This is a genomic window from Sphaerotilus sp., from assembly GCF_041083715.1.
GTDB lineage: Bacteria > Pseudomonadota > Gammaproteobacteria > Burkholderiales > Burkholderiaceae_C > Sphaerotilus.
The window spans coordinates 1-11,806 of the sequence record NZ_JBFPGY010000084.1; the positions used below are offsets into that span (position 1 = coordinate 1).

Here is an 11,806-nt window from a genome sequence, read left to right on the forward strand (position 1 = left end):
GGTACTGCTGCGAGCGGACCTGGTGCATGACCACGTGGATCAGCTCCAGCACGGTGTCCGGTTCGCCGATATGGTTGACATTGTCCATTGATTTGGTCATCATGGATGACATTATCAACCATTCAGCCCCCACCTCCATGACTTCGGACAACACCGGCTCCACCCGCCCCGCCACCCGCATCCAGCGCGTCCGCCACGCACTGCGCCGCCGCGACCTGACCGTCCTGCGCGTCGATACCCCCACGCCCGGCTTCCGCCGCATCACCTTCACCGGCGACGACCTGGCCGGCTTCACCAGCGCGTCGTTCGACGACCACGTCAAGCTCTTCCTCGACGCGGCGGCGGGCGCCGAGCCGGTGCGGCGCGACTACACGCCCCGCCACCACGACGCCGCGGCCGGCACGCTCGCCATCGAGTTCGCGCTGCACGGCGACGGCCCTGCCGCCACCTGGGCCGCGCACGCCGCGCCCGGCCAGCACGCAGCCATCGGCGGACCGCGCGGCTCGTTCATCGTGCCCACGGACTTCGACTGGCACCTGCTGGTCGGCGACGAGACCGCACTGCCCGCGGTGGCACGCCGGCTGGAGGAGCTGCCGGCCGGCACCCGCGCCTTCGTCGTGCTGCACGTGCACGACGCGGCCGACCGGCGCGCACTGCCGAGCGCGGCCACCGTGCAGGTGCAGTGGGTCGACAGCGGCACCGCGCTGGTCGAGACCGTGCGGGCACTGGACCTGCCCGGCGGCGAGGGCTTCGCCTGGGGCGCGGGCGAGGCGGGCGCGATGGCGGCGCTGCGGCGCGTGCTGGTCGACGAGCGGGGGCTGGACCGCCACGCGGTGCGGGTCTCGGCGTACTGGAAACAGGGCGCCACGGCACACCACGAGCACATCGAGACTTGACCCCGCTTAACATGCGCACTCCCCAGAAACGGAGCGGTGCCATGAGCTTGTCGAACGCGTTTGCGCAGATCGTTGCATTGGCGGGCAGCGCCGCCATCCGCTGGCGCCGCCGACAAGGCCCCGTGCCCGCGCAGGCCGTCGGCACCGCGCCGACCATCCCCGAAGCACGCCCGCAAGGCCGCATGCCGACCCTGAAGATGCCCACCGCCCGCGGCTGGGCGCCCGGCCAGCAGCCGGTGGCCGCGCCCGGTCTGCAGGTCAACGCCTTCGCCACCGGCCTCGACCACCCGCGCTGGATGCACGTGCTGCCCAACGGTGATGTCACCGTCGCCGAGGCCTGCTTCCTGCCCGGCGAAGTGAACTCGCTGTTCGACCACGCGATGGTCAGCACCATGAAACGCGCCGCCGCCACCGGCATCAGCCCGAACCGCATCACCCTGCTGCGCGATGCCGACCGCGACGGCGTGGCCGAGACGCGCGAGACCTTCCTGTCCGGCCTGAGCCAGCCCTTCGGCATGGCGCTGCTGGGCGACACCTTCTACGTCGGCAACACCGACGGCGTGGTCGCCTTCCCCTGCGTGCCGGGCGCCACGCGGATCACCGCCGCAGGCAAGCCGGTGACCACCTTCAAGCCGGGTGGCCACTGGACCCGCAGCCTGCTGCCCAGCCCGGACGGCCGCAGGCTCTATGCCGGTGTCGGCTCGCTGAGCAACATCGCCGAAAGCGGCTTCGAGGTCGAGCAAGGCCGCGCCTGCATCTACGAGATCGACCTCGCCACCGGCCGCAGCCGCCCCTTCGCCACCGGCCTGCGCAACCCGGTCGGGCTGGCCTGGGAGCCGGTGACCGGCGCACTCTGGACCGTGGTGAACGAGCGCGACGGCCTCGGCGACGAAACCCCGCCGGACTACCTGACCTCCGTGCGCGAGGGCGGCTTCTACGGCTGGCCCTACAGCTACTGGGGCAGCACGGTGGACGACCGCGTGCCGCAGGACGCGGCGGCCGTGGCCCGCGCCATCGCGCCGGACTACGCGCTCGGCGGCCACACCGCCTCGCTCGGCCTGTGCTGGATGCCGGCCGGCACCCTGCCCGGTTTCCCCGATGGCATGGTCATCGGCCAGCACGGCTCCTGGAACCGCAGCACGCTCAGCGGCTACCGGGTGGTCTTCATCCCCTTCGTCGACGGCAGGCCGTCCGGCCCGCCGCGCGACATCCTGAGCGGGTTCCTCGCGCCGGACGAGTCGGCCTCCTACGGCCGACCGGTCGGCGTGGCGATCGGCGCGGACGGCACCAGCCTGCTGGTGGCGGACGATGTGGGCAACGCCATCTGGCGGGTGACGGCAACATTCCATTCATCGGAGCACCCCACAATCTCCGGAAACTCTCCGGTGATTCCATGAAACAAGCCTCCACCACCCGCTACGACACGCTCAGCCAGGCCTTCCACTGGACCACGGCCATCGCCGTGGTCATCGCCTTCATCCTCGGCCCCGGGGGCTTCGGTCGCCAGATGCACGAAGGTCTCGACCCCGCCACGCGCAGCGACATCGTCTGGCACGAATCGCTCGGCATCCTGGTGCTGGTGCTGACCGTGGCACGCCTGCTGTGGGTCGCGGTGCGCCCTGCGGCACCGACGTTCGAGATGGCGGGCTGGATGCAGCTGGCCTCGAAGCTGGTGCATGGCGTCCTGTGGACGCTGCTGCTGGCGCTGCCGGCCACCGCCCTGCTCGCGCTGGGCAGCGAAGGCCATCCGCTGACGCTGCTGGGCGGCGTGCGCGTCGACCAGATGCCGCTGATCGCCAACTCCAGCCTCGCGGCGCTGGCCGACTGGGGCGATGTCCACGGCTTCCTCGGCGACGCCATCCTGGCACTCGCCGGCCTGCACGCCGTGGCCGCGATCTACCACCATGTCGTGCTCAAGGACGGCGTGCTGTCGTCCATGCGGCCGGGCAAGGGCTGACGCCACTCAGCGCAGTGAAGGGCGGTGGCGATACGCCTGGCGCAACGCGCCTGGCGTCATGCCTTTCCACCGCAGGAACTGGCGGTTGAACTGCGCCAGGCTCGCATAGCCGACCTCCGCCGCGATCAGCCCGATCGGCCGGTCGGTCTCGATCAGGCGGTGGCAGGCCTGCCCGATGCGCAGCCGGGTCACGTAACCCAGCACCGACGTGCCGGTGTGGCGCTTGAAGAAGCGGTGGAAGGCCCCCACCGACAGTGCGGCCAGCGCCGCGAGTTCGGACAGTCCGGGCGGGTCGGTCCAGCGGGCGTGCAGCACGTCGAGCACCTTGCCCAGCCGCTGCCGCGCCAGGTCACTCGCTGGCGGGTCCAGCGGCAGGGTCAACACGGCGGCCCCGTGGTCCAGGCTCAGCCGGCGCAACACCTCCAGCAGCACAGGCATCCGTGCCGCCTCGTCCAGCGCGTGCAGCGTGAGGAGCTGCGGCGCCACCTCCTGCGCCGCCGCGACCGAGAACTGCAGCGCACCGCCCGCCCGTCGCGCCAGGTGGCGCAAGCCGACCAGCTCCGGCATCACCGCCACGATCCGCTCCAGCCAGTCGGCGGTGAACCAGGCGACGGCCGCGCGCATCGGCACGGTGGTGTCCGGACGCTGCTGCGCGGACCAGGTGTGCGCCACATTGGGACCGACCAGCACGAGATCGCCTGACGCGAAGTCCGCGAGGTGGTCACCGACATACCGCTGACCCGCCGCGTTCAGCGTCAAGGTCAGCTCGAACTCCGGGTGGTAGTGCCAGACAAAGGGAATCTCGGCCAGCTCGCGCCACAGCAGGCTGCACGAGGTCCGGCTGTCCATCGGCACGCGCTCGAACAGGGGTTTCATGCTGACATTCTCCTGCAAGGGAAAGGTCAGGATCGCATCAGAACAGGTCAGTTTGACGCTGCCGGAACAGGGTGGTCGCTCGCAGAATTTCTCCACCTTGACCGCTCCGGAGACTCCCCATGAACGACCGCTACCGCTATGGCGACCAGCGCCCCGGCAATCCCACCGTCGCCTACCAGGAACTGCCGCAACTGCGTGATCTGCAGAAGACGCTCCCGCTGCGCGTGCTGAGCGAGGCCGATTTCCGGCACTGGCAGACCCGCGGCTACGTCCTCGTGAAGCAAGCCGTCAGCGCCGAGCAGGTCGCGCGCACCGTGCACGATCTGTGGCAGTTCCAGGAACTGGACCCCGGCCGCCCCGAGACCTGGGACGCCACCGAGCGCCGCAGCCACGCCATGCCCGAACTCAACGGCTCCGGCATGGTCGAGGCCTACCACCTGCCCTCGCTGTGGGACAACCGCCAGACCCCGCGGGTCTACGACGCCTTCGTGGACCTCTGGGACCGCGAGGATCTGTGGGTCACCATCGACCGCGCCAACCTCAACACGCCCAACCGCGGCAAGCGCGCCTTCCCCGGCTTCATCCACTGGGACGCGGAGACGACGCTCGACCCGCTGCCCGTGAACGTGCAGGGTGTGCTCGCGCTGTCGGACACCTCGGAAGAGGTGGGCGGGTTCCAGTGCGTGCCGGACCTGTTCGAGCACTTCGAGACCTGGCGCCGCACGGCCCCGGCCGATCGCCACCCCTGGCAGCCCGACATGGCCACGCTGCCCTGGTCCACGCACTTCGTGCCGATGCAGGCCGGCGACCTGCTGATCTTCAACAGCCTGCTCGCACATGGCATCCAGCCCAACGTGTCGCAAGACGGCGTCCGCATCGCGCAGTACATCGCGTTCACCCCCGCCGACGAGGGCCGCGACGACCTGCGCGACGCGCGTGTGCATTCATGGCGGGAGCGGGAAGCCCCGGTCGGACACGCCTTTCCCGGCGATCCGCGCGGCTGGGAGCAGACGCGGTACCCGACTGCCGTGCTGAGCGCGCTGGGCGAGAAGATCCTCGGGCTGCGCCGTTGGCAGGACAGGTCAGCGTGAACGCAGCCGCTCGACTTCCCGGGCGACCATCCGCTCGCGCAGGCCCTGCGTCTGCAGCCTGACGAAGACCACCGTGCCATGGATGGCCAGCCCGAAGGCCCAGCCCCACAGCGGCACGTGCAGGCCGTGCTCGCCACCGGTGACGGCGTGCAGCGTGAGCAGGCCCAGGTTGACCAGCGTGAACACCAGCGCGTGGAGGAAGAACCCCATCTTCAGCTTCACGCGGCGGCGCGCCTGCAGCAGCAGTGCCTCCGTGGAGTCCAGGGCGGCGGCGGCATGGGAAGTGGCGGTGGGCATGGCAAACCTTTCTGGTCGGCGGGACCGTGTGCGGGAAGGAATGCCTGCAGTCTGGACCGGCACCTGTCCGCCCGCCAGCCCCTTGCGATGAAGTGCCGATCCAGCGGAGCGAACCGCACGGGCATGGCGCGAGCAGCGCCAGTGCCTTACCGGCACAGCGCCCGCAGCTGCCGGTGCGCGGCATCGTCCGCATCCGGCGGCACGCTCTGGCGGGCGCGCAGGTAGCGGCTGCTGAACACGTCCAGCCAGGCCTCCAGCACCTGCGCCGCGTGCGTGTCGCCGGCCATGGCCAGGCACAGCGCCGCCACTTCGGAGGTGCAGAAGTGGTGCGCGTGCGTGGAGCGGCGCAGCCGGTAGCGCGAGAGCTGGTCCGGGTGCAGGCTCAGCACCGGAAAGCGGTTCAGCCAGGGGCTCTTGCGGAAGATCTTGCAGGCCTCGGACCAGGTGCCGTCCAGCAGGATGAACAGCGGGCGCGCACCCGCAGGCCCCTGTGGCCCCGCAGGCACCAGTTCGGTCACCACCCGCTCCGGCGCGGCGAACTCGGCGGGGAACACCACATGTGGCTGCCACTGCGGATCGTCCAGCAGGGCCAGCAGCACCGGGTCCACCGCGACCCGCGACCAGCCGAAGGCCGCCGTGTCCGGCACGACATCGGCGACCAGCCAGCCCGTGTTGCTCGGCTTGAGCGGCTCGAACTCGGCCATCAGCAGACAGAACCCGGCGCGCGTCGGCACCACCGGTTGCCAGGCACACAGGCAGTGGCTCGGGACCAGGCGGCAGCGGAGACAGCGGTCCTTGCGCGGGGGGCCGCGGTCGAGGTGGGGACGGGTGAGGCTGGTCGCGAGGCAGGTGGCGCGCAGGCGGGCGACGGCGTGGGGCATGGTGGGGAGTCTACGGGGCGGCGGCAACCGCTTGACCACACAGGGCACGGCCATGCGATCCTTCGGTGTCGTCGCCCACCTCTAACCCACTGGACACCCCCATGCCACGCTGGACCCGCCGCCTTGCCCTCCTTCTGGCCGGATGCATCGCCGCCCTGCCCCTGTGCCAGGCCCAATCCACCCCGGCGGCACCGACGGTGCGCGTGCGGGGCACGGTGCAGGCCGTCGGCCCCGACACCTTGACCGTGAAGGACCGCAGCGGCGACACCGTGGAACTGGTGCTGCCCGCGGCGCTGGTGGTGTCCGAGGTGTTCCCCATCGCCCGCGGCGACATTCAGCCCGGCAGCTTCATCGGCGTCGCGGCGCTGCCGCAGTCCGACGGCACACGGCGCGCCATTGCCGTGACGGTGTTCCCCGAAGCGGCCCGCGGCACGGGCGAGGGGGATCGACCCTTCGATCTGCTGCCGCAAAGCACGATGACCAACGCCACCGTGGCAGGCGTGGCCACGGTCACGCAGGGTCGCGCGCTGCAGCTGCAGTTGCAGCACAAGGACGGCGAAGCCCGCATCGTCGTGCCCGACGACGCACCGATCGTCACCTTCCGGCGCGCCGATCGCAGCCTGCTGGTGGTGGGGGCGAGCGTGTCGCTCCAGGCACAGGTCGTCGACGGCCAGCCGACCGCGGCGCGCATCAGTGTCGGGCGCGCGGGATTCGTGCTGCCGTACTGACCGGTTGCGCCCTGCGCGGGTCAGGCCGGCATCCAGACGCACCGCCTCCCGAAATCAGAGGCCCATGTGCAGCGCGACCTCGCCCGACCAGGGCTCGGTGAGCCCCCGGCCACCCCCCAGGTCTTCGAGGATGGGGCGCAGCTTGTCGAGGTTGGCGATCATCGCAGGACGCGCGGCGGCCAGCGCCTCCAGGCTGTCCCATTCGGCCACCACGACGAAGCTGCGCTCACCCGAGCGGACCAGCCAGAAATTGCGCCCGCCCGGCATGGCCCGGGCGTCCATCGCCTGGTGGATGCGGACGAATTCGTCCTCCTGGCCCGGCTTCACGCGCATGTGCACCACGTTCATTGCAGTCATGGCTTGCTCCTTTGAACCACCCCGGCATTGGAGGGGCGGCCTTCGTTTGAGAAGATGGCGGCCTCCACAGTTCCCGGGGCGCTTCCCACTGTGAAGGTCCCTGCACACCCCAGCCAGGAGAACCACCATGGTCCGCAAGAACACGATCTGCCTCTGGTACGACGGCACGGCCCTGGACGCCGCGCACTTCTACGCCGAGACCTTCCCGGACAGTGCGGTGGGCGCGGTTCACCGTGCGCCCAGTGACTACCCGATGGGCAAGGCGGGCGATGTCCTGACGGTGGAGTTCACCGTGATGGGCATTCCCTGCGTGGGACTGAACGGCGGCCCGGTCTTTCGGCACAGCGAAGCCTTCTCGTTCCAGGTGGCGACGGATGACCAGGCCGAAACCGACCGCCTGTGGGACGCGGTCATCGGCAATGGCGGGCAGGCGAGCCAGTGCGGGTGGTGCAAGGACCGGTGGGGGTTGTCGTGGCAGATCACGCCGCGGGCGCTGGTGGCCGCCATCGCGGATCCGGATCGGGCGGCGGCCAAGCGGGTGTTCGAGGCGATGATGGGGATGACGAAGATCGACGTGGCGGCGATCGAGGCGGCGCGGCGCGGTTGACGGGCCAGTGTTGCGTCAAGCATCGATGGACGGTTGGCGCGACCCCAACCCCCACCCCGACCCTCCCCCGCTGGGGGAGGGAGCAAGGCCAGCCACGACGCCGCATCCCCGCCGATGACGGGCTGATCGGGCGTCCGGGTCGGTGTCGCCCTGCACCTGCGTCTGTACACTGACTTCCCTATGGAAACGGCCTTCAATCCCGAAGTCTTTCGATGGGCCAGAGAGAGTGCCGGCCTTGCGCTGGAGGACGCGGCGCGGGCCATCCCTCGTGCATGCCAATGCCCGTTCGGCACTGCCTTACTTGCCTGATTGATTCCGCTTTCGCGCCAGCGCCTTGAGCACCGGCGCGTCCATGACTCCGTCTGGAATGACAGGATCTTCGTCCACGTCCAATGCCACAATGTCGGGATCATTCTCACCGATTTGCCAGGCAGGACGAACGTGGATATGCCCCTTGAGCAAATACTGCGTATATTCTAAATTTGGCACGCCACCCAGCGTGTCAGGCATTTTTGCTGACATCAGGTAAAACGCACCAAATTTTTTGAGCTGCTTCAAAAATCCATCGAGATTTTTGGTGGTGTCAGGACTCATCCGGTTAATTCGCGAAACCAAAGAAAAAGTTTTGTTCGCTTCAAGAGTAATTTTTATCTGGTCAACATTGCCTCCTATGACAACAGTGTAGTGAGTGGGGTTGCTCTTGGAAATTCCGGTGATAATTGCAATACGCAACTCATCATCCTTATCTGCTTTCCCGAATCGGGTACTCCATTCAGAAAAAATCTGTGAAGCTGCCCCCATATTCCGAAAAATCAGACTCATGAACGGTGGAGCTGATCCGGACCAGCCATAGGCTGTGCCCCTCCAACAAGCTTGGTCCCAGGCCGGAATGTTGATAGGTGATAGCACCTGTCGATCGGTGTGTTTCCGCTCGGACGTGTCCATTAGTTCCTTCGGCGGTGGCCCTTCACCTCGCTTAACAGGCCCCTGGGACGAGGGACGCGCTGCAGTCGGCGTAGAAGATCGCCAGTGCCTATCCCGCATACACTCGTAAATCTTATCGTCGGCATCGATCCAGTCTGTCAAGCGCACCTTGGCATCATTCCCGAACAGGATCCTGCCGATCATTAGGACATTGCCGAGGATGGTTGCGCGTGCAAGTCCGCGCTCGCTCCCAGCAACCTGCTTCATCCATTCCTTCGGCGATCGGATGATGAAACAGCGGGCTGCAATCTTCGCGGAGGTCTGGCCGAGAAATTCGGTGAATTGGGTCACGGCATCGGCATTATCAAAGGTAATGTTTTCGCTGGTCAGTATCTCGGCATGAAAACCGGCGGCACCTTCTATCCAATCGAAGGTCGGCCCTGTCATCTGCTGCCTAGCTTTCCGCAGAAAAATAACAGTGCGTTCAGAATGGGGGAAAAGATCCCTCTCATCGCTGGTCGATAGGAAAGCTTCCATGGCGCCCAGTAGAGACTCCGCAACACCAACCGATGTAGGGTCGTTCGGACAATCGATGACAAACTCCGCCCCCAGTATAATAGATCGAAGGCATGTTCGCGGTCCTTCGTTCAATGCCGGCTCGTTTGATATGTCCTCGCGCGCCGGCTGGTCCTGCCATTTTTCGAAGAAATCGCAAAGTTCGGCCGGGGTCTGAGGTGAATTTGGAAACGCTTCATTATTTACACGCTTTTCGTGCCCCAGAGCATACAAAACAGCCGTTCGAGGAATTTCGAGGTTGAGCCGCTGCAGCGCGTCTGGCAGTTGTTCCAGCGCCGACAAACGGCCAAAAGGAACACTCAAGAAGTGCATACCGAACACAGCATGCATGGACATCTTCTCTGCAAGATTGGCTTCGTCGTCCGCATCCGTCCCTTCGAACTTCACCAAACTTTCGCAATACCTCGTCCAGACAAGGGACTGCAGAATCTGTGGAACCCGTCCTAACTGTAACTCGATCCTTGTCAGACGCTGCAGTAAATGGTATGTTACCGGCGGCAACTCGCCTTCTATGCTGAGCATGTGGAAGGCTCGCTCGATTGCAACCAATATTTTGTTGCGTGCCGCCCATAACAAGCCTGCTTGCTCGTATGCATGGCTTCCCGCAGCAAGGGTCATGATTAATTCGCGCTGATATTCTTCCTTGATGAATAGTTCCTCGGCACGACCAATCCACCGTATGGCTTCGTAGGGTTTTCCGTTCCTGAGCTTCTGAAGTCCGCGAGCTTTAAAGGACTCTCCAGCCTCGCCATCGCTAATCCGCTGGCGCTCGATATCGACAATTGCCTCGTACAGACCGTCAAATCCCGGACTGTCGAACATCTCGCTCATTTCATGGACCATTGAAGACAATGCATTGAATGGGAATTGTCCGAGTTCCTTTGACTCCTGAGCGATAGTCTCAAGGTCGGTCCATATGTCACCGACTGCGCTTAAATCGCGTGCTTGCATGAGATTGGTCAGACGCGCGAAGGTTCTGAGCATGCGTGCGAACAATGCGTTGTTCGGACGTGCCGCATCCGCTTCAAGTGACTCCAGGTGCTGGACCAGGGCGGCCCGTCTTTCATCGACTCGCGTTTTGTCCTTGTGGAGAATACCCCGCGCGTCGATGCCCACCAACAGGTGGTTCAAATTCAACAGAAGCTCCTGATCCTGCGCCTCTTGAGATTGCAAGGCAAAGTGCTCTACTTTTTCGTAGAACCTCAGGAATTCGGTGTAATCCTCGAACCACCAATGAGCTGTCCAAGCGCAGTGATAGGCTACGCGCAACTGCTTTTGCGGGATGGCGAGTTCCCGCGCGAATCGATCAGCCATGGCAAACCGGCTCTCGATCTCGTAGCGGGGCTTGTCGAGCGAACGTGCTAGTTTCGCGGCGCGAACACAGTCTTCTATCAGTTGGTACTGCACGCCCGTGTAGCGCGAGGGGTCTGAGATCTGCGCATCCAACTCGTCCAAGTCCGCCTGACGTTCCGTGTCCTTCGGGCCAAGCCGCGCCTTCCGTTCGACGGAAGCGCCGTCGATCTGGAGGGCTGAGATTGCGAGCTGCAGGTGCCCGTGGCTGTAGACGCGATCGACAAGCCAGCTTCTATCGATGATGTGGACAGGGATGTTTGCCTTCTTGGTCAGAGTATCCTCTGCGCTGGCTCGCGATTTGTCACTGACAAACTGATTCGTAAAGAAATAAATTCTCTTGTAGTCGCGCTGGGTCGATAGGATGCTCTTGACGTCAGCTTCTAGTTTCGGTTTCCACGTCTTTTTTGCACTGAAGGCGAACGCCCAGCGTTCAGAGCCACCCAAGGATTCACCTAGCCACCAGCGGTCGGATATTTCCTTCGCGACTGGGTACGTCTCCGAATCAACTTTGCTATCACCCCCGCCCGTCGGCCCCGTCTGCACGCGCAGGTTGGGGCAAATTTCTTTTTCGGCGATAAGCCGGCAGAAGTGCTCGAATTGATACTCTTCTTTCCGAGCAGTCAGGGTTTCAAGATGATATTCAAAGACAGGCCGTGCGAGGAGGGGGCGCTCCTCAACGAGGCTGTCCGAAAACAGGTCAGGATGCCTAGTGCGCATCAGCTCCTTTGGACTCGGGAAAACATTGGCCTCCGTCTTATCGAATCTGATGCCACCTGTGATTTTGTTTGAAGTACCCATCCCTCTACCTCTGTATGACTCTGATGCACTAGCGAGACGCGAAGCCAACCGCCGACGGCTTCGCTCGACTAGAAGCTGGCAGCCGTCATCTGTCACTCTGCACGCAGAAAAAATTACGAGACAGCTCGCTCAACCAAAGTCCTCGCCAGGCGCTCGTTCAACGCCTGCGCCCGAGCTATTTTGGATTTGATCCGATCGCACAGCCCCACAAATTCATCGACTTTGGCGATGATTCGATGTTGCTCTTCCATCGGAGGAAGCAAGAAATCAATCGTCGCAAGCCGGCCTGAACTCAAATGCGCGATATTCGTTGTCTGCTGTGCATGTTTCTGAAAAATGCCGCTATACATGCAATGCAAGAAATATTTTAGTGCGTAGCTTGGGGTGACGCAGTCGTAACACCGAAACCGAAGCAGCGTGTTTTGGAAGCATGCGCCAAGAACTTCGTCATTGAAAATGGCTGGT

The 11,806-nt window shown here is 64.8% G+C and carries 12 protein-coding genes; 6 read left to right on the forward strand and 6 right to left on the reverse strand.

Translation table 11 applies throughout. The annotated features are described in order from the left end of the window. Positions 1 to 137: 137 nt before the first annotated feature. From AB3X43_RS04190 to AB3X43_RS04200, 3 genes are read left to right on the forward strand one after another with little or no spacing between them, the layout of a single operon-like run. The gene (locus tag AB3X43_RS04190) at positions 138 to 896 is read left to right on the forward strand and encodes a siderophore-interacting protein (protein ID WP_369428619.1); all 759 of its coding nucleotides are present in this window, start codon (positions 138 to 140) and stop codon (positions 894 to 896) included. Positions 897 to 937: 41 nt separating this feature from the next. After that, positions 938 to 2,293: a PQQ-dependent sugar dehydrogenase gene (locus AB3X43_RS04195; protein ID WP_369428620.1), complete on the forward strand. Its 1,356-nt coding sequence runs from the start codon at positions 938 to 940 to the stop codon at positions 2,291 to 2,293. Further along, the gene (locus AB3X43_RS04200) at positions 2,290 to 2,853 is read left to right on the forward strand and encodes a cytochrome b (protein ID WP_369428621.1); all 564 of its coding nucleotides are present in this window, start codon (positions 2,290 to 2,292) and stop codon (positions 2,851 to 2,853) included. The genes AB3X43_RS04195 and AB3X43_RS04200 overlap by 4 nt, the downstream gene beginning before the upstream one ends. Before the next feature lie 6 nt (positions 2,854 to 2,859). On the opposite strand, the gene AB3X43_RS04205 is transcribed toward AB3X43_RS04200, so the two are convergent. Beyond that, positions 2,860 to 3,729 carry an AraC family transcriptional regulator gene (locus AB3X43_RS04205; RefSeq protein ID WP_369428622.1) on the reverse strand — a complete coding sequence of 290 codons (870 nt, stop codon included), beginning with the start codon at positions 3,727 to 3,729 and terminating at the stop codon, positions 2,860 to 2,862. Between the two features lie 119 nt (positions 3,730 to 3,848). On the opposite strand from AB3X43_RS04205, the gene AB3X43_RS04210 reads away from it, so the two are divergent. Beyond that, on the forward strand, positions 3,849 to 4,820 hold the full coding sequence (locus AB3X43_RS04210; protein WP_369428623.1) for a phytanoyl-CoA dioxygenase family protein: 972 nt from the start codon (positions 3,849 to 3,851) through the stop codon (positions 4,818 to 4,820). Here AB3X43_RS04210 and AB3X43_RS04215 read toward each other — a convergent pair. Together AB3X43_RS04215 and AB3X43_RS04220 are read right to left on the reverse strand one after the other, a co-directional pair. Further along, positions 4,812 to 5,117, reverse strand: coding sequence for a 2TM domain-containing protein (locus AB3X43_RS04215; RefSeq protein ID WP_369428624.1), 306 nt, complete (start codon positions 5,115 to 5,117; stop codon positions 4,812 to 4,814). The genes AB3X43_RS04210 and AB3X43_RS04215 overlap by 9 nt on opposite strands. A gap of 146 nt (positions 5,118 to 5,263) precedes the next feature. Continuing rightward, positions 5,264 to 5,998, reverse strand: a complete 735-nt coding sequence (locus tag AB3X43_RS04220; RefSeq protein ID WP_369428625.1) for a tRNA-uridine aminocarboxypropyltransferase — start codon at positions 5,996 to 5,998, stop codon at positions 5,264 to 5,266. Positions 5,999 to 6,099: 101 nt separating this feature from the next. Between AB3X43_RS04220 and AB3X43_RS04225 the strand changes: the two genes are divergently transcribed. Next, positions 6,100 to 6,726, forward strand: coding sequence for a hypothetical protein (locus AB3X43_RS04225; RefSeq protein ID WP_369428626.1), 627 nt, complete (start codon positions 6,100 to 6,102; stop codon positions 6,724 to 6,726). A 54-nt stretch (positions 6,727 to 6,780) separates the two neighbouring features. Here the strand turns inward: AB3X43_RS04225 and AB3X43_RS04230 are convergent, their stop codons facing one another. Then, positions 6,781 to 7,083 (reverse strand): putative quinol monooxygenase, encoded by a 303-nt coding sequence (locus AB3X43_RS04230; RefSeq protein ID WP_369428627.1) that lies wholly within the window; start codon positions 7,081 to 7,083, stop codon positions 6,781 to 6,783. 127 nt (positions 7,084 to 7,210) lie between these two features. Here AB3X43_RS04230 and AB3X43_RS04235 point away from each other — a divergent pair, with 127 nt between their 5' ends. After that, on the forward strand, positions 7,211 to 7,690 hold the full coding sequence (locus AB3X43_RS04235) for a VOC family protein (RefSeq protein ID WP_369428628.1): 480 nt from the start codon (positions 7,211 to 7,213) through the stop codon (positions 7,688 to 7,690). A 297-nt stretch (positions 7,691 to 7,987) separates the two neighbouring features. On the opposite strand, the gene AB3X43_RS04240 is transcribed toward AB3X43_RS04235, so the two are convergent. Beyond that, positions 7,988 to 11,341, reverse strand: a complete 3,354-nt coding sequence (locus tag AB3X43_RS04240) for a hypothetical protein (protein WP_369428629.1) — start codon at positions 11,339 to 11,341, stop codon at positions 7,988 to 7,990. A 113-nt stretch (positions 11,342 to 11,454) separates the two neighbouring features. Further along, positions 11,455 to 11,806, reverse strand: a 352-nt coding sequence (locus AB3X43_RS04245) for a restriction endonuclease subunit S (protein ID WP_369428630.1), incomplete at its 5' end; no start/stop codon positions are given.